Here is a 17328-nt window from a genome sequence, read left to right as displayed (position 1 = left end):
TCGGGTGGGAACGGCTCAGCGGCCGGCAGTCTTGGGGGCGAACACCTTGGCGATGATCCTCGCCAGGAGGTTGAGCACCATGACGATCACGATCAGGGTCAGGGCGGCGGCCCAGGCGCGGTCGAGGTAGGCGTCGACCGGGATGCCGGGGTACTTCGCTTGCATGTACGAGAACACCGGCAATGTCGCCATCTGCCCGCTGAACATGTTGGTGTTCATGCCCTGCACGATGCCGACCGTGAGCAGCAGCGGGGCCGTCTCGCCGATCACGCGCGAGATCGCGAGCATGATCGACGTCGTGATGCCGGCGATCGCCGTCGGGAGCACGACCTTGAGGATCGTCAGCCACTTCGGCACACCGAGCGCGTACGCCGCCTCGCGCAGCTCGTTCGGGACGATGCGCAGCAGTTCCTCGGAGCCACGCACCACGACCGGGATCATCAGCACCGACAGTGCGAGGGAGCCCATGATGCCCATCCGGGTGCCGGGGCCGACGATCAGGGCGAACACCGAGTAGATGAACAGACCGGCGACGATCGAGGGGATGCCGGTCATGACATCCACGAGGAACGTGATGCCCCGCGCGAGCTTGCGGCCCTCGCCGTACTCGACCAGGTAGATCGAGGTCATGAGACCGATCGGCACCGAGATGATCGTCGCACCGAGCGTGATGAGCAGCGTGCCCCAGATCGCATGCACGGCGCCGCCGCCCTCGCCCACGATGTTGCGCATCGAGAAGCTGAAGAACTCGCCGTCGAAGCGCATCAGGCCGTTGACGACCACCGTGTAGAGCAGCGAGATGAGCGGGAGGAGCGCCACCACGAAGGCACCGGAGACCAGGGCCGTCATGAGGCGGTCGACAGCGTGCCGGCGGCTCTCGACCACGGAGGAGATCACGAAGATCAGGACCATGTAGAAAAGCAGGCCCACGACGAGCGTGAGGGCGATGTTGAAGTCGGCGGGATCCCCACCGGCGTTCATGAAGGCGAAGATCGCCGCGGAGACCGTGAAGGCGACGCCGAGCAGGGCCCAGGGTCCCCACTTCGGCAGATGGCCCGCCGAGGTGGTGTGCGTGGTCGCCGCGACCGGGGTGGGGGTCAGGGTGGCGGTCATGTCAGTTGGCTCCCGAGAACTCGGCGCGACGCGAGACGATCCAGCGGGCGATGAAGTTGACCGCGAAGGTCACGATGAACAGGATCAGACCCGCGGCGATGAGCGTGTTGACGCCCTCGTCGTGGGCTTCCGGGAACCGGAGGGCGATGATCGCGGGGATCGTCGTCGGGTTCTCCGGGTTGATCAGGTTGAAGGTGATGATGCCGAGGGGCGAGAGCACGAGGGTCACGGCCATCGTCTCGCCGAGAGCGCGGCCGAGGCCGAGCATCGCGCCCGAGACCATGCCGCTGCGGGCGAAGGGGAGCACGGCCATGCGGACCATCTCCCAGCGCGTGGCGCCGAGGGCCAGGGCGGCCTCCTCGTGCAGCTTCGGCGTCTGCAGGAAGACCTCGCGGCAGATGGCGGTCATGATCGGGAGGATCATGACGGCGAGCACGAGCGACGCCGTGAGGATCGTCTTGCCGGTGCCGGAGGGCGTGCCGCCGAAGATCGGGATCCAGCCGAGGTTCTCGTTCAGCCACTTGTAGAAGGGCACGAGCATCGGAGCGAAGGTGAGGGCGCCCCAGAGGCCGAACACGACCGAGGGCACCGCCGCGAGCAGGTCGATGATGTAGCCCAGTACGCCGGCGAGGCGGCGCGGGGCGTAGTGCGAGATGAAGAGGGCGATGCCGATCGCGATTGGTGCCGCGATGATCAGCGCGATGAGGCTCGACCACAGCGTGCCGAACACGAAGGGCCACACCCAGGACAGGAACGACTGCCCCTCGAGGATGTGGTTGTTCGAGGTGTCGGGCGAGAGCGCCGGGATCGCCTGCACGATCAGGAAGATCGCGACCGCGGCGAGGGTGATGAGGATGACGATGCCGGCGCCGAGCGCGGTGCCGGAGAAGACGAGGTCGCCCCGCCGGCGCAGCGCGGTGCGCGACTGGGGGGAGCGGGTGTCGGGTCCCGCCTGGGTGGTGGTCATCTGCGCGGCTCCACGGTGTGCTCTGAGGGGCTGTCGGGTGTTCTCATGCGGGTGCCCCCGGGTGTCGGTCGAGATCCTGTCGACCGACACCCGGGGGCGCCGGGACCGGAGCTCAGCGAGTGGCTGAGCGTCCGATCACTCGGTGACGATCGCGTCGATCGCGGTGTTGATCTGGTCGCGCAGGCTGTCCGAGATCGGGGCGCTGCCCGCGGCCTCGGCGGCTGCATCCTGGCCCTCGGCCGAGGCGACGTACTGGAAGTACGCCTTCACGAGTCCGGCGGTCTCGGCGTCGTCGTACTCGACGCAGCCGATGAGGTAGGAGACGAGCGCGATCGGGTACGAGCCGGCCGGGGCGGCGGCGGGGTCGACCGCGAACGCGAGGTCGTGGTCCGAACGGCCCTCCTCGAGCGGCGAGGCCTCGACGAGCGCGGCAGCGGCCTCGGCGGAGTACGCGACGTACTCGCCCTCGACCTGCACGGCGACCTGGCCGAGCTCCGAGGTGCGCGAGGCGTCGGCGAAGCCGATGTAGCCCGAGCCGTTGGTGATCGCGTCGACGACACCCGAGGTGCCGTCGCCGGCCTCACCGGTCGAGAGCGGCCACTCGTCGCTGGCCTCGTAGGTCCACACGTCGGGGGCGACGGCGCTGAGGTACTTGGTGAACGTCTCCTGCGTGCCCGAGGCGTCGGCGCGGTGCACGGGGACGATCGCCTGGTCGGGCAGCTCGACGCCCTCGTTCTGGTCCGCGATCGCCGGGTCGTTCCACTTGGTGATGGTGCCCGCGAAGATGCCCGCGATGGTCTTGCCGTCGAGGTTCAGCTCTTCGATGCCGTCGAGGTTGAATGCGACGGCGACCGGGGAGATGTAGACGGGGATCTCGACGATCTCGTCGGACGCGCAGGAGCCGAAGCCGCCCTTGGCGAGCTCGTCGGCGTTGAACGCGCGGTCCGAGCCGATGAAGTTGGAGGAGCCGGCGATGAAGTTCTCGCGGCCGGTGCCCGAACCCGTCGCCGTGTAGTTCACGGTCACGTCGGGGTTGGCGGTCTGGAAGGCGGCGACCCAGGACTGCTGGGCGGCCTCCTGCGAGGAGGCGCCGGTGGCGTCGAGGCTGCCGGACAGCGTGGAGTCGGTGGGGGCGTCGGTCGACCCGCTGCCGCCTTCGTTCGCGGCACAGCCGGCGAGAGCGAGAGCGGCGACGGCGCCGATGGCGCCGATACGTGCGATTCGGGAGATCTTCACTGTGGATCCTTCGATCATGGATGGGTGGGGCCCGGTGCAGGGCACACAGTGACGCTAAGTGCGGCGGTTAACGAGACTCGACCGCGCAGGTGAACGGAAGGTGAACGACCGGCGACTCTCTGGATTCGAGAAGCCGCACCGACGGGCCGCGATCCCTCTCCACGACAGGGATCGAGGCCGGGATCAGACCTGCGGGACGTGCGTCTCGATCGCGATGATCCCCGAGCCGGGATGGGATGCCGACAGGTGCACGACGGAGAAGGCACCGGGTTCGAGGTCGGCGGCGCTGCCGATGTACGACCCGTGCATCGTCCCGGTGGCGAGAGCGATCTCCGAGAGGATGCCGGGGAGCACCGGCCCGTGGCTGCAGATCACGGCGGGCTTTCCGGCCCGCACGCGGCGGCCGACCACGGACCGCAGGTCGGAGACGCCGTCCTCCCACGCATCCTGGCTGATGTCCCCGGTCTTCACGGGCTTGCGGTCGAGCGCCTTCGCGAGCGGCGTGACGGTCTGCACGCAGCGCACGGCGTCGCTCGTGACGATCTTGCGCACGCCGAACGCGCGCAGCGGGCCGACGATCGACTCGGCCTGGCGGAATCCCCGCTCGGTCAGCGGCCGGGCGGCGTCCGCGCCGTCCCAGTCGGAGCGGGGCAGCGCCTTGGCGTGGCGCAGTGCGACGACCGGGAACGTGCGCAGCACGCCGTCGTCGACGAGCTTGGCGAAGAAGTCGAGGATCTCGAGGTCGACCGGGTAGCTCAGACGCGCCCGCGCCTTCTTGATGCTCACCCACTCGAGGGCCGCGATCTCGCGGTTCGGCACGAACGTCGACGCGCGCACGGCGTCGTCGGTCGCCTCGGCCGCCCAGTAGTGCACGACCTTCTGCTTGTTCGAGGGCAGGTGGTACCTGCTCACGCCCACGGGCACACCGAGTGAGACGCGGATGCCGGTCTCCTCGTGCACCTCGCGCACCGCGGTCTCGGCGAGCATCTCGCCGGGGTCGACCTTGCCCTTGGGCAGGGTGATGTCGCGGTACTTCGTGCGGTGGATCAGGAGGATGCGCAGCTTGTCGTCGACGATGCGCCAGACGACGGCGCCGGCCGCGTACACGGCCTTGTCCGTCCACTTCGCACGGGTCGCGCCCTTCACCGGCGCCTGCCGAACCGTCATCGGACCGCCCGCGCGCGGCGCCGCCGCTGGATCAACCCCATGGTCTTATCCTGCAGGTCGATCAGGGGCTTGCCCTCGGCATCCTCGGCGTGGCGCGTCCACACGCCCTCCGCGCCCAGGTGCCACGACGTGGTGCCGGGGTCGAGCGCGAGATCGAAGAACGCGAGCAGCTCCTTCATGTGGTTCGGGTCGGTCACGCGCACGAGGGCCTCGACGCGGCGGTCGAGGTTGCGGTGCATCATGTCGGCGCTGCCGATGTGGATCTGCGGGTCGCCGTCGTTGTGGAAGGCGAAGATCCGCGAGTGCTCGAGGTAGCGGCCGAGGATGCTGCGCACCGTGATGTTGTCGCTGATGCCCTCGAGGTCCGTGCGGAGGCTGCAGATGCCGCGCACCCACACGTCGACCTTCACGCCCGCCGCGCTCGCGCGATACAGCGCGTCGATGATCTCCTCGTCGACCATCGAGTTGACCTTGATGCGGATGCTGGCCGGCTTGCCGTTCTCGGCGTTGCGACGCTCGTGGTCGATCTGCCGGATGAGTCCCTTGCGCAGGTGCAGCGGAGCGACGAGCAGGCGCTTGAACTTCTTCTCGATGGCGTAGCCGCTGAGCTCGTTGAACAGGCGCGTGAGGTCCTTGCCGACCTGCGGGTCGGCCGTGAACAGGCCGAAGTCCTCGTAGATGCGGCTGGTCTTCGGGTTGTAGTTGCCCGTGCCGATGTGCGAGTAGTGGCGCAGCACGCCCTCCTCCTCGCGGATCACGAGCGCGAGCTTGCAGTGCGTCTTCAGCCCGACGAGGCCGTAGACGACGTGCACGCCGGCCTTCTCGAGCTTGCGCGCCCACACGATGTTGTTGGCCTCGTCGAAGCGGGCCTTGACCTCGACGAGAGCGAGGACCTGCTTGCCGGCCTCGGCCGCGTCGATCAGCGCCTGCACGATCGGGCTGTCGCCCGAGGTGCGGTACAGGGTCTGCTTGATCGCGAGCACGTGCGGGTCGCGTGCGGCCTGCTCGAGGAACGCGACGACGCTGGTCGTGAACGACTCGTACGGGTGGTGCACGAGCACGTCGGCCTTGCGGATCGCCTTGAACATGTCGGCACGGGTCTCGTTGCCGCCCGGCTGGAACGCCACCGGGGTCGTCGGCAGGTGCGGCGGGTAGCGCAGGTCGGGACGGTCGATGCGCGACAGGTCGAACAGACCGCGCAGGTCGAGCGGCCCGGGAAGGCGGTATACCTCCTGGTCGGTGATGTCGAGCTCGCGGACGAGGAGGTCCATCGTGACCTCGTCCATGTCGTCCGTGATCTCCAGGCGGATCGGCGGTCCGAACCGACGAAGACGCAACTCGGCCTCGAGGGCCTGGATGAGGTTCTCGCTCTCGTCCTCCTCGATCACGACGTCCTCGTTGCGGGTCAGGCGGAACGCGTGGTGGTCGAGGACCTCCATGCCCGGGAACAGGTCGCCGAGGTGGTTGGCGATGAGCTCCTCGAGGCGCAGGAAGCGCTTGATCTCCCCGGAGCCGGGAACCTCGACGAAGCGCGGCAGCATGGGCGGCACCTTGAGGCGCGCGAACTCCTGGCGTCCGGTGCGGGCGTTGCGGATGCGGATCGCGAGGTTCAGCGACAGGCCGGAGATGTACGGGAAAGGGTGGGCCGGGTCGACCGCGAGCGGCATGAGCACGGGGAACACCTGCAGCTGGAAGTACTCGGTGAGGCCCGAGCGCTCGTCGTCCGTCAGGTCGGACCAGTCGGTGATCTCGACGCCGGCGTCGGCGAGGGCGGGGCGCACGAGCGACCTCCACGCGTCGGCGTGGCGGAGCTGCAGCGCGTGCGCCTCGCGGGAGATGTCGGCGAGCGCGTCGACGGGGGAGCGGCCGATGTTCGTCGGCACGGCGAGGCCCGTCACGATGCGGCGCTTGAGACCGGCGACGCGGACCATGAAGAACTCGTCGAGGTTGCTCGCGAAGATGGCGAGGAAGTTGGCCCGTTCGAGCTCGGGGAGCGACGGGTCCTCGGCCAGCTCGAGCACGCGCTGGTTGAACGCGAGCCAGCTCAGCTCGCGGTCGATGTAGCGGTGGTCGGGCAGGAGCGCGTCCGGCGCCTCGATGGCATCGAAGTCGTCGTCTTCGGCGTCGCCGAGACCTGCGTCGGCGAGAGCGGGATCGATCATGGGGTACATCTAAGCACCGTGAGGTGACGCGCGTGTGAACGGAACCGCTCGGTCAGCGCGTCGCCGGCACCGTCTCGTCGTCGTGCACGTTGAAGCGGTAGCCGACGTTGCGCACGGTGCCGATGATCTGCTCCTGGTCGCCGAGCTTCGCGCGCAGGCGGCGCACGTGCACGTCCACCGTCCTCGTACCGCCGAAGTAGTCGTAGCCCCAGACCTCGCTGAGCAGCTGCTCGCGCGTGAACACCCGCGACGGATGCGTGGCGAGGAAGTGCAGGAGCTGGAACTCCTTGTACGTGAGGTCGAGCGGGCGGCCGTGCAGCTTGGCCGAGTAGGACTGCTCGTCGATCGTCACGCCCGAGGCCTGCACGCGCGTCGGCTCCGCCACCTCGTCGCGTCGCGCGATCGCGAGCCTCACGCGCGCATCGGCCTCGGCGGGACCGGCGTCGGCGAGCAGCACGTCGTCGATCCCCCAGTCGCCCGACAGCGCGCTCATGCCGCCCTCGGTGACGACGAGCAGCAGCGGGGCGTCCTGACCCGCGGCCCGCAGGAGGCGGCAGAGCGACTTGGCGCCGACGAGATCCTGGCGGCCGTCGACGATCACCACGTCGTAGTCCGGGGCGCTGACGAGCTGCGCGGGCTCGGCGGGGATCTGCCGAACGCGGTGGCTGAGGAGCTCCAGAGCGGGGAGGACCTGCTCCGCGATCGGAGCATTGGTCAACACCAGCAGCTGGGCCACGCGCACTCCTTCCGGACGGCGGGGGACGCCGTGGGGCCATGATACCGGCCACGAAGAGGTGCGATTCGCGCCCATGGGTGACAATGGACTCATGACGGAACCTGCCCTCGCGCCGCGCAACGCATTCATCGGCGTGTTCGTCGTGTGGGTCGTCGCATTCGCGGCGGCGATCGCGGTCGGCGTCTTCGTGCCGGAGGCCTGGCGGGTGCCGTGGCTGCTCGTGGCGTTCGGCGGAGTCGTGCTCCTGTCCTTCGCGGTACAGCTCTGGTACGGCCGCACGCAGGGCTTCATCCTGCGCGTGGGCGGCGGCGCGCTCGGCGCGCTCCTCGTGATGGGCGTCATCTCCGTGGGCTTCGGTCTCGCGGCGCTGGTCTCCTGACGCGCGACAGCCGTCCGCGCGAAGGGTAGTGTGGTGGTCATGGACCTCATGGCTCTCGAACTCTTCTTCATCGGCCTGCTGGGCCTGGCGAGCCTCGCGATCGTGTTCGTCTCGGTCGTCGTGCTTCGCAACCTCTTCCGCGGCCAGCGCTGAGCCCACCGTGCTCGAGCTCCCCACTGACCTCCCCGCCGACCTCGCGCCGCTCTCGTGGCTGCTCGGCGTCTGGGAGGGCACAGGTGTCATCGACTACCCGGTCGGTGACGAGCGGCTGCAGGGCGAGTTCACGCATCGCGTGAGCTTCAGCCACGACGGCGGCCCGTTCCTGAACTACGCCGCGACGGCGATCTTCACGCGCGACGAGGGGGCGACGTCCGTTCCGCTCGTTGCCGAGAGCGGCTTCTGGCGGCTGAGTCGCCCCGCGACCGATTCTGACGCGGGCCCCGGTCTCCTCCCGCCTCTCGCCGAGACGACCCCGCGCGGCGTCGACGATGTCGAAGCGCTCCGCGCCGCCTCCGGTGGCTTCCCGATCGAGGTCTCCCTCGCGCACGCCGACGGGATGCTCGAGCTGTACCTTGGGGAGATCAACGGCCCCCGCATCGACATCGCCACGGACGCCGTGGTGCGCGCAGCGGGCGCGAAGGACTACGGGTCGGCGACGCGCATGTACGGTCTCGTCGACAACCACCTCCTCTGGGCCTGGGACATCGCCGCCCTCGGGACCACGCTGCGCTCGCACGCCTCGGCGCGGCTGGCGAAGATCTGACATGACCGGGTTCCGCGAGATCGACGGAGCCGTCGCCGGCGAGCACGGGGTGGACCACTTCGGCGACGTGTTCCGCGAACAGCGCCGCCTGGCGTCGGGTCACGCCCTCGCCCCGCTCGACGACCGCACCGTGATCGAGGTGGCAGGACCCGAGCGGCTGGGCTGGTTGGACTCGATCACCTCGCAGGCCCTCGGCCGTATCGCTCCGGGGGAGAGCACCGAGCTGCTCGTGCTCGACCCGCAGGGTCGCGTCGAGCACGCGGCCGGGGTCCTCGACGACGGATCGTCCACCTGGCTCATCGCCGACGCCGCGGATGCCGACGGGCTCGCGACCTGGCTGCAGCGCATGAAGTTCCGCACGCAGGCGACGGTCGAGCTGCGCCCCGATCTCGCGCTCCTCGGCTTCGTCGACGGCGGCACAGCGGCGGTGCGTGCCACCGATGCCGCCGCACGCCCCGCGGGCACGGCGCTCGTCTGGGCGGACCCGTGGCAGCGCGTGAGCGTCGGCGGGCATCAGTACGCCGTGATCGCCGAGCACCCCGGCGCCGACCTCGCCTGGCGCGTCGCGATCGTGACCCACGAGGCTGCGGACGCGCTCGCCGCGACGCTCGGCGCCGAGGACCTCGCCGGCCTCCTCGCGACGGAGGCGCTGCGCATCGCGGCGTGGCGTCCCCGCTGGTCGGCCGAGGTCGACGAGCGCTCGCTGCCGCACGAGTCCGACTGGATCCGCACGGCCGTGCACCTCGACAAGGGCTGCTACCGCGGTCAGGAGACCGTCGCGAAGGTCCACAACCTCGGGCACCCGCCCCGCCGACTGGCCGCCCTGCACCTCGACGGCAGCGACGCGGTGCTCCCGTCGCCCGGCGACCCCGTGTTCGCGGGAGACGACGAGGTGGGCCACATCACGTCGGCCGCGCGTCATCATGAGGACGGCCCCATCGCGCTCGCGATCCTGTCGCGTCGCGCCCCGGTGGGCGACCTGGTCGTGCGCGCCGACGGCGGGGACATCGCCGCCGCGCAGCAGGTCATCGTGCCCGCGGATGCCGGATCCGTGGCCGACATCCCGCGTCTGACGCGGCTGTCCCGTCGGCCCAGCGCACCGGATCCGCGTCACGCCGTCTGACGCGTTTCGTCTCGCTGCGCTCGCTCAACGAGCGGGAGGGGGCGGAGCCACCGCATCCCACGGCAGCGTCAGTTCGCCCAGCCGCCACCGCGTCCGGCTTCCCTCGATCGGCCACCCCTGATCGCGCAGCGCGGCCACTGCGGCGAGGAACCGCTGCGTCGCACCGAACGTCGACAGCGCCGCGGCCCTGTCCCACTCCCGGTCGAGGTCGGACAGAAGAGCATGCACGCGCTCCCCCGGGACGTTGCGGTGGATGAGCGCCTTCGGCAGTCGCTCGGCGACGATCCCCGGATGCTCGAGCTCGGCGAGGCGCAGCGAGATCGTGAAGCGCTGCGGAGTGCCGGCGGCGTCCACGTCGACCCAGCTCGCGATGCGGCCGATCTCGTCGCAGGTGCCCTCCACGAGGAGCCCCTCGGGTGCGAGACGCGCGGCGACGGTGCGCCAGGCTCCCGCGACGTCGGCCTCGTCGTACTGGCGCAGCACGTTCATGGCGCGGATCACGGCGGGGCGTCGTCCGTCCGGGAGCGGCACCTCGAAGCCCCCGCGGGCGAACGACACCCGCAGGTCCGGCGAGAACGGCGTGCGCCCCGCCCGCACGTCGACGAGCTGCGCATCGGCGGTCGCGACCCGCTCCGGATCGATCTCGAGGCCGCGCACCTCGGCGTCCGTCCGCACGCGCTGCAGACGGGTCGCGAGCTCGAACGCGGTCACGCCGCTCGCGCCGTACCCCAGGTCGATCACGAGCGGGTCCGAGGAGCGGAGGAACGCCCGCGACGCCGCGATCCAGCGGTCGTTGCGGCGCAGGCGGTTGGTCCCCGTGGTGCCGCGGGTGGGCCGACCGAGGGGAGAGGACGCCATGCCTCCATTGTCCCAGCCGCACGCGCGGTCACGCGCCGAAACCGGGGCGTCGTCACGACGCTCCGCCGATAAACTGGCGGCATGACTGCGAAGCGCACCCTGATCCTGCTCCGTCACGGCCGGAGCGAGTGGAACGAACTGAACCTCTTCACCGGCTGGGTGGACGTCCGCCTGAACGAGCAGGGCAAGGCGGAGGCGCAGCGCGGCGGCGAGCTCCTCGCCGAGGCCGGCATCCTTCCCGACGTGCTGCACACCTCGCTGCTGAGCCGCGCGATCCAGACCGCGAACATCGCCCTCGACGCCGCCGACCGTCTGTGGATCCCCGTGACCCGCTCCTGGCGCCTCAACGAGCGTCACTACGGCGCGCTGCAGGGCAAGGACAAGGCGCAGACGCTCGAGGAGTTCGGTCCCGAGCAGTTCCAGCTGTGGCGCCGCTCGTTCGACGTGCCGCCGCCCGTGCTCGACGACGACAGCGAGTTCAGCCAGGTGAACGACCCGCGCTACGCGGGCATCGACGGCGAGGTCCCCCGGACCGAGTCGCTCAAGCTCGTCATCGACCGCCTGCTGCCCTACTGGGAGGGCGCGATCGTCCCCGACCTCGAGGCCGGCAAGACGGTGCTCGTGACGGCGCACGGCAACTCGCTGCGCGGGCTGGTGAAGCACCTCGAGGGCATCAGCGACGCCGACATCGCCGAGCTGAACATCCCCACCGGCATCCCGCTGGTCTACGAGCTCGACGAGGACAACGTCCCGACCGGTCCCGGCCGCTACCTCGACCCCGAGGCCGCTGCAGCGGGTGCCGCAGCCGTCGCCGCCCAGGGCAAGAAGTAAGGCAGGGCAAGAAGTAACAGCGAAGCACGAAGGGGGCGGATGCCGATCGGCATCCGCCCCCTTCCGTGCTACCTGTCAGCGGGTCAGGCGTGCCCGAGGTTCTGCTGCTCGGCGGCGAGGGCGATGTCGTCCTCGCCGGCCTGCCAGTCGCCGGTCGCCAGGTAGACGACCTTCTTGGCGACGGCGACCGCGTGGTCGGCGAAGCGCTCGTGGTAGCGGCTCGCGAGGGTCGCGTCGACCGTCGCGGTCGTCTCGCCCTTCCAGTTGTCGCTGAGGACCTTCTCGAAGACGCTGGCGTGCAGCTCGTCGACGTCGTCGTCCGCGTTGCGGATCGCGTCGGCGAACTTCAGGTCCTGCGTGCGCAGCAGCTCGGTGAGCGTGCGGGAGATCTCGACGTCCAGCTCGCCCATCTTCACGAACGTGCCCTTGAGGCCCTTCGGGATGGCCCGCTCGGGGAAGCGGAGTCGCGCGAGCTGCGCGATGTGCTCGGACATGTCGCCCATGCGCTCGAGCGAGGCGCTCACACGCAGGGCGAACACGACGATGCGGAGGTCGCGCGCCACGGGCTGCTGGCGGGCGAGGATCTCGATGGCCTGCTCGTCGAGGGCGACGGCCAGCTCGTCGATCTTCGCGTCGTCGGCGATGACCTCTTCGGCCAGGGCGACGTCGCTCGTCGCGAACGCGCGGGTGGCCTTGTCGATCGACACCGTGACGAGGTCGGCGATCTCGACCAGACGGGACTGCAGATCCTCGAGGGACTGGTGGAAGACTTCGCGCATTGGGGCGCAACCTTTCATTCGGGTCTCGGCTGTCAGGCCAGCGCGAGACGGCTGAGTCGTCCGCGCGAGAGGAGGACCTCGCTCTCGCACAGGCCCGAAAGGGATTCTCTGCCCCGAAGGTTAACGAACGGTGCCCAGCACGTGAATAGTACTTCTCCGCTTCCGTCGGCAGAGGGCGAACCCGCCGTGCGGCAGGTGAACGCACTCTACGCTGGTGTCATGACCCTGCCGCAGATCGCGCTGTTCGCGCTGTTCGTCGGCCTCGCGATCGGCGTAGGACTGTCGTTGGTCGTGGCGTGGGCCTACCGCACGCGGGCCCGGATCGCGGACGAGGAGTCGCTCGTCGTCCCCGACGGCGTGACGGCGGTGCTGGGCAGCATGGACGACGCCGCCTGCGTGGTGGACCCCTCCGGTCTCGTGCTCGCCGCCTCCAAGGCCGCGACGCGCTTCGACATCGAGGTCGGCGCCCCGCTCGAGAACCCGGAGTTGCGCCAACTGCTGCGCAGTCTGCGCGCCGACGGGAGCTCGGTCACCGAGTCGCTGCGCATCACGCGCGGCGGACTCAGCCTCGACCCCCGGCTGGTCTCGGCCCGGGCCAGTGCGATCAGCCCCCGGATGACCCTCCTCATGATCCGCGACGTCACGGAGCAGGAGCGCCTCGACCAGATGCGCCGCGACTTCGTCGCGAACACCAGCCACGAGCTCAAGACCCCGGTGGGTGCGATCACCCTGCTGGCCGAGGCGATCGAGTCCGCGGCGGACGACGCCCACCAGGTGCGCCATTTCGCGACGCGCATCTCGGCGGAGGCCGTGCGGCTGGGCCAGCTCACGGGGCGCATCATGAGCCTGTCGCGTCTGCAGACGGACGACGCCCTCTCCTCGGCACGCGCGGTGTCGATCGACGAGGTGCTCGCCTCGGCGATCGAGGCCCACGCCGTGCAGGCCGACTCCGCCGGGGTCGAGATCGCCCGCGGAGGCGACCGCGGCGTCTGGGTGCACGGCGACTCGCAGATCCTGATCGAGGCGTTCGGCAACCTCATCGCCAACGCGATCGTCTACTCGCCGAAGGGTTCGCGCATCGGCGTCGGCGTCAAGGCCGACGGCGACGTCGTCGAGATCGCGGTCTCCGATCAGGGGATCGGCATCTCAGAGGCGGACCGCGAGCGTATCTTCGAGCGCTTCTACCGCGCCGACGAGGCTCGTTCGCGACGCACCGGCGGCACGGGCCTCGGCCTCTCGATCGTCAAGCACGCGACCCAGCGTCACGGCGGCGAGGTGCTGCTGTGGTCGCGCCCCGGCCGCGGATCGACCTTCACCATCCGGCTTCCCATGATCGAGGCGCCCGCACACCTCGCGAAGGACAAGAAGAGCAAGAAGAAGCGCGAGCGCAAGGCGGCCAAGACCGCGGCTCGCGTCCGAAACGGAGAGAACGCATGACCCGCATCCTTCTCGTCGAAGACGAACCCGACCTCGCCGACCCGCTGGCGTACCTGCTGCGCCGCGAGGGCTACGAGGTGGAGATCGCCGAGGACGGCCCCGGCGCCCTCACGGCGTTCCGCGAGCGCGGCGCCGACGTGGTGCTGCTCGATCTCATGCTGCCGGGGATGCCCGGCACGGAGGTGTGCCGTCAGATCCGCTCGACGTCGGCCGTGCCGATCATCATGCTGACGGCCAAGGACTCCGAGGTCGACATCGTGGTGGGTCTCGAGCTCGGCGCCGACGACTACGTCACCAAGCCGTACTCTTCGCGCGAACTGCTCGCGCGCATGCGCGCCGTGCTGCGTCGCGTCGTGCAGGCCGACAGCGAGCTCGACGAGCGGGTGCTCGACGGCGGTCGTGTGAGCCTCGACATCGACCGCCACACGGTCTCGGTCGCCGGCGAGCAGATCAACATGCCGCTCAAGGAGTTCGAGCTGCTCGAGGTGCTCATGCGCAACTCGGGTCGCGTGCTCACGCGCGGGCAGCTGATCGACCGGGTGTGGGGGAGCGACTACTTCGGCGACACCAAGACGCTCGACGTGCACATCAAGCGCATCCGCTCCCGGATCGAGGAGAACCCCGGGGAGCCGGTCATGCTCGTGACGGTGCGCGGACTCGGCTACCGCTTCGAGGGCTGACCTCGGAACAGCGAAGAGGCCGGCACCCGTGGGTGCCGGCCTCTTCGCGTCCGCGGAGCGGTGCGGGTCAGTTCTCGGGGGCGGGAGCCGCGGTGTCGGTCGGGACCGGCTCCGGCGTGCTCTCCGCCGTGCTGGGCACGAGGTCCTTGTAGTAGGGGAGGGCGCCGTCGAGCACCGGGATCTCGGCCTTGGTGCCCGTGCCGTCGCCGGACTGGAAGTGCACCTCGACGGTCGAGCCGGGCATCGAGTCGAGGTCGACGATGCGCAGGGGCTCCTCGTCGGCGCCGAAGCTGATGGTCTTGCCCGCCGGAACGGTCACGGTGAACGGGTCGATGCCCGCGAGCGTGATCGTGAGCGTGGCCTTCTCGGTGGTCGGGTTGACGACCGCGCCGATGAAGTTGCCCACGGAGCCGTCCTCGTTCGCGACGATGAACGCGTTGCGCACGTCGAGGGGGCCGTCGGCGTCGGAGACGTTCACGCCGTCCGAGGCGGAGTACTCGATCTTCGTCGACTGCGGCGTGATGAACGTGCAGCCCGTCGCGCCGAGAAGAACGAGGGCGCTGAGAGCGGCAGACGCGACAAGGCGCGATTTCACGGGTCCTCCTGAGGTCCGACGGGATATCCGCATCCATTCTATGCGCATGCGCGACCGGCTCCGTGGACGCCGGGGCGCGAACCTTAGCGCATATCCCCTGTGGTATCCTTGAGGTTGCCGAAAGGACACGTTTTTATGCTTTTTGAGGTTGGCGAGACCGTCGTCTATCCGCACCATGGCGCTGCGACCATCATCGAGGTCAAGGAGCGCGTCATCAAGGGCGAGACGAAGAAGTACCTGAAGCTCAACGTCACTCAGGGAGACCTCATCATCGAGGTCCCCGCTGAGAACGTCGATCTCGTGGGGGTGCGCGATGTGATCGGCAAGGAGGGCCTCGACCATGTGTTCGAGGTGCTGCGTGCCCCGTTCACCGAGGAGCCGACCAACTGGTCGCGCCGCTACAAGGCGAACCTCGAGAAGCTCGCCTCGGGTGACGTCATCAAGGTGAGCGAGGTCGTGCGCGACCTGTGGCGCCGTGACCAGGACCGCGGTCTCTCCGCGGGGGAGAAGCGGATGCTCGCCAAGGCGCGCCAGATCCTCATCTCCGAGCTGGCTCTCGCCGAGAAGATCGACGAGGACAAGGCGGGCGCGCTGCTCGACGAGGTCCTCGCGTCCTGAGCGGATCTCGAGAGAAGGCGGATGCTGCGGCATCCGCCTTCTTCGTCTGCACGGGTAACGTGAAGGCGTGAGCATGCTTCCCGTCCCGACCGCCGCCATCATCGTCGTCGCCGCCGGATCGGGGACCCGACTGGATGCCGGTGCGCCCAAGGCGTTCGTCGGCATCGACGCCCACTCGATCCTGCGGCACGCGCTCGACGGGGTGTTCGCCGCGGCTCCGGCCCAGGTCATCGTGGTGGCGCCCGCGGGCTTCGAGGGCGACGCCGAGACCGAGGTCCGTGCCGCCGCGGGCGACCGCATCGACCTGGCGCGCGTGGTCACCGGCGGGAGCACCCGCCAGCAGTCGGTCGCGGCCGGCCTCCACGCGCTGTGGGGCGACGTGCGCACCGTGCTCGTGCACGACGCCGCGCGCGCGCTCACGCCGCCCGCGCTGATCGACGCCGTGGTCGCCGCCGTCGACGCGGAGACCGGGATACTCCCGACGCTCCCCGTGATCGACACGCTCAAGCGGGTGGACGGGGCGCTCGTGGTGGCCCCGGTCGACCGCTCCTCGCTCGCGGCCGCGCAGACGCCGCAGGGGTTCCCGCGCGCGCTCCTCGAGAAGGCGTACGCCCGCGCCGAGAGAGACGGCGTCGAGTACACCGACGATGCGGCGCTGTTCGCGGCCGCCGGTCACCCGGTGCGGCACATCGACGGCTCGGCGCGCGGATTCAAGATCACGACACCCGACGATCTCGTCCGCGCGCGGCACCTGCTCGCGTCCGTCGCCGCGCCGACCATCACGGTGCCGCGGGTGGGCATCGGCACCGACGTGCACGCGTTCGGCGGTGAGGGGAACCTGTGGCTCGCCGGCCTCGAGTGGCCGGGGGTGCAGCCGCTGTCGGGTCATTCCGACGGAGACGCGGTCGCCCACGCGATCGTCGACGCCCTGCTCGGAGCCGCCGGCCTCGGCGACATCGGCGAGCACTTCGGCACGGCCCATCCCGAGTACGCCGGCGCGCACGCCGAGGTGTTCCTCGCCCGGACCCGAGAGCTGCTCACGGAGGCCGGATTCCGCATCGGCAACGTCTCAGTGCAGTTCCAGGGCAACCGTCCGCGGTTCAGTGCGCGTCGCGACGAGGCCGAGCAGGTGCTCTCCGCGGCGCTCGGCGGGGCGCCTGTCTCCGTCACGGCCACGACGACCGACGGACTGGGCTTCCCCGGACGCTCCGAGGGCATCGCGGTCACCGCGATCGCGATGGTGCTCGCGGACGACCAGAACGCACACATCGGACAGAAGGAGCAGTCATGAGGATCCTCGTCATCGGAGCGAACGGACTCGTCGGAGGCACCGCGGTCGACGCGCTGCAGGACCATGAGATCGTCGCGGCCTCGCGCAGCGGCCGGCCGTCGGTCGACGCCGTCGATCCGGCATCCGTGGCTCGCCTGTTCGCCGAGGTCGGCGAGGTGGATGCCGTGGTCGTCGCACTCGGCAGCGTGGCGTTCCGCCCGCTCGGCGAGCTCACGCGCGAGGACTACGAGTCCGCGTTCCGCAGCAAGGTCCTGGCGCAGGTCGACGTCGTCCGGCTCGGCACGCCGTTCGTGCGCGACGGCGGGTCGTTCACCCTGACCTCCGGCATCCTGGCGCGCGAGCCCATCGCGACGGGGGCCGCGGCCTCGCTGGTGAACGGCGCGATCGAGTCGTTCGTGATCGCGGCCGCGACCGAGCTGCCCCGCGGCATCCGCATCAACGCCGTCAGCCCGTCCGTGCTGGAGGACGCGCCCTCGTATCACTCGTCGTTCCCCGGTTTCGTTCCCGTGTCGTCGCACCGGGTCGGTCAGGCCTTCGCGAAGAGCGTCCTCGGTGTGCAGACCGGTCAGGTGCTCCCGGTCGACTGACCGCCG

At 70.0% G+C, this 17328-nt stretch carries 18 protein-coding genes; 9 read left to right on the top strand and 9 right to left on the bottom strand.

Translation table 11 applies throughout. The annotated features are described in order from the left end of the window. Window positions 1–15: 15 nt before the first annotated feature. The 6 genes from pstA to ACIPY8_RS12130 all read right to left on the bottom strand — a co-directional run bounded on the left by pstA (window position 16) and on the right by ACIPY8_RS12130 (window position 7381). Entirely contained in the window at window positions 16–1113 is a 1098-nt protein-coding gene (gene pstA / locus ACIPY8_RS12155; protein WP_400818447.1) for a phosphate ABC transporter permease PstA, read from the bottom strand. Window position 1114: 1 nt separating this feature from the next. Continuing rightward, a complete protein-coding gene (pstC, locus tag ACIPY8_RS12150) occupies window positions 1115–2080 on the bottom strand; it encodes a phosphate ABC transporter permease subunit PstC (RefSeq protein WP_400818444.1) in 966 nt (321 codons plus the stop codon). A gap of 135 nt (window positions 2081–2215) precedes the next feature. Next, on the bottom strand, window positions 2216–3316 hold the full coding sequence (gene pstS / locus ACIPY8_RS12145; RefSeq protein WP_400818441.1) for a phosphate ABC transporter substrate-binding protein PstS: 1101 nt from the start codon (window positions 3314–3316) through the stop codon (window positions 2216–2218). 183 nt (window positions 3317–3499) lie between these two features. Continuing rightward, the gene (locus ACIPY8_RS12140) at window positions 3500–4483 is read right to left on the bottom strand and encodes an NUDIX domain-containing protein (protein WP_400818438.1); all 984 of its coding nucleotides are present in this window, start codon (window positions 4481–4483) and stop codon (window positions 3500–3502) included. Continuing rightward, on the bottom strand, window positions 4480–6645 hold the full coding sequence (locus tag ACIPY8_RS12135; RefSeq protein WP_400818435.1) for an RNA degradosome polyphosphate kinase: 2166 nt from the start codon (window positions 6643–6645) through the stop codon (window positions 4480–4482). The genes ACIPY8_RS12140 and ACIPY8_RS12135 overlap by 4 nt, the downstream gene beginning before the upstream one ends. A 52-nt stretch (window positions 6646–6697) precedes the next feature. Continuing rightward, window positions 6698–7381, bottom strand: a complete 684-nt coding sequence (locus ACIPY8_RS12130) for a winged-helix domain-containing protein (RefSeq protein ID WP_400818434.1) — start codon at window positions 7379–7381, stop codon at window positions 6698–6700. Between the two features lie 91 nt (window positions 7382–7472). Between ACIPY8_RS12130 and ACIPY8_RS12125 the strand changes: the two genes are divergently transcribed. From ACIPY8_RS12125 to ACIPY8_RS12115, 3 genes are all read left to right on the top strand, one after another. After that, window positions 7473–7760: a hypothetical protein gene (locus ACIPY8_RS12125; RefSeq protein WP_400818431.1), complete on the top strand. Its 288-nt coding sequence runs from the start codon at window positions 7473–7475 to the stop codon at window positions 7758–7760. A 160-nt stretch (window positions 7761–7920) separates the two neighbouring features. Beyond that, a complete protein-coding gene (locus ACIPY8_RS12120; protein ID WP_400818429.1) occupies window positions 7921–8523 on the top strand; it encodes an FABP family protein in 603 nt (200 codons plus the stop codon). Between the two features lies 1 nt (window position 8524). Continuing rightward, a complete protein-coding gene (locus ACIPY8_RS12115; RefSeq protein ID WP_400818427.1) occupies window positions 8525–9646 on the top strand; it encodes a YgfZ/GcvT domain-containing protein in 1122 nt (373 codons plus the stop codon). 24 nt (window positions 9647–9670) lie between these two features. On the opposite strand, the gene ACIPY8_RS12110 is transcribed toward ACIPY8_RS12115, so the two are convergent. After that, the gene (locus ACIPY8_RS12110) at window positions 9671–10504 is read right to left on the bottom strand and encodes a class I SAM-dependent methyltransferase (protein ID WP_400818425.1); all 834 of its coding nucleotides are present in this window, start codon (window positions 10502–10504) and stop codon (window positions 9671–9673) included. Window positions 10505–10585: 81 nt separating this feature from the next. Here ACIPY8_RS12110 and ACIPY8_RS12105 point away from each other — a divergent pair, with 81 nt between their 5' ends. Continuing rightward, window positions 10586–11335, top strand: coding sequence for a phosphoglyceromutase (locus tag ACIPY8_RS12105; RefSeq protein WP_400818423.1), 750 nt, complete (start codon window positions 10586–10588; stop codon window positions 11333–11335). A gap of 83 nt (window positions 11336–11418) precedes the next feature. On the opposite strand, the gene phoU is transcribed toward ACIPY8_RS12105, so the two are convergent. Beyond that, window positions 11419–12114, bottom strand: coding sequence for a phosphate signaling complex protein PhoU (gene phoU / locus ACIPY8_RS12100; RefSeq protein ID WP_400818420.1), 696 nt, complete (start codon window positions 12112–12114; stop codon window positions 11419–11421). 219 nt (window positions 12115–12333) lie between these two features. Between phoU and ACIPY8_RS12095 the strand changes: the two genes are divergently transcribed. Further along, entirely contained in the window at window positions 12334–13551 is a 1218-nt protein-coding gene (locus tag ACIPY8_RS12095) for a sensor histidine kinase (protein ID WP_400818418.1), read from the top strand. Then, window positions 13548–14231, top strand: a complete 684-nt coding sequence (locus ACIPY8_RS12090) for a response regulator (protein WP_400818415.1) — start codon at window positions 13548–13550, stop codon at window positions 14229–14231. Before ACIPY8_RS12095 ends, ACIPY8_RS12090 begins: the two co-directional genes overlap by 4 nt. 67 nt (window positions 14232–14298) lie before the next feature. Here ACIPY8_RS12090 and ACIPY8_RS12085 read toward each other — a convergent pair whose 3' ends face one another. After that, on the bottom strand, window positions 14299–14826 hold the full coding sequence (locus tag ACIPY8_RS12085; protein WP_400818412.1) for a DNA modification methylase: 528 nt from the start codon (window positions 14824–14826) through the stop codon (window positions 14299–14301). Window positions 14827–14961: 135 nt separating this feature from the next. Here ACIPY8_RS12085 and ACIPY8_RS12080 point away from each other — a divergent pair, with 135 nt between their 5' ends. From ACIPY8_RS12080 to ACIPY8_RS12070, 3 genes are all read left to right on the top strand, one after another. Continuing rightward, the gene (locus ACIPY8_RS12080) at window positions 14962–15444 is read left to right on the top strand and encodes a CarD family transcriptional regulator (RefSeq protein WP_025104308.1); all 483 of its coding nucleotides are present in this window, start codon (window positions 14962–14964) and stop codon (window positions 15442–15444) included. Between the two features lie 67 nt (window positions 15445–15511). Continuing rightward, a complete protein-coding gene (gene ispD / locus ACIPY8_RS12075; RefSeq protein ID WP_400818408.1) occupies window positions 15512–16735 on the top strand; it encodes a 2-C-methyl-D-erythritol 4-phosphate cytidylyltransferase in 1224 nt (407 codons plus the stop codon). Then, window positions 16732–17322 (top strand): short chain dehydrogenase, encoded by a 591-nt coding sequence (locus tag ACIPY8_RS12070; protein WP_400818405.1) that lies wholly within the window; start codon window positions 16732–16734, stop codon window positions 17320–17322. The genes ispD and ACIPY8_RS12070 overlap by 4 nt, the downstream gene beginning before the upstream one ends. The last annotated feature ends 6 nt before the right edge of the window (window positions 17323–17328 follow it).

Origin of the sequence: Microbacterium sp. NPDC089696 (genome assembly GCF_044749125.1) — a bacterium.
Lineage (GTDB): Bacteria > Actinomycetota > Actinomycetes > Actinomycetales > Microbacteriaceae > Microbacterium.
This window is presented reverse-complemented; position numbering and strand designations above follow the sequence as displayed.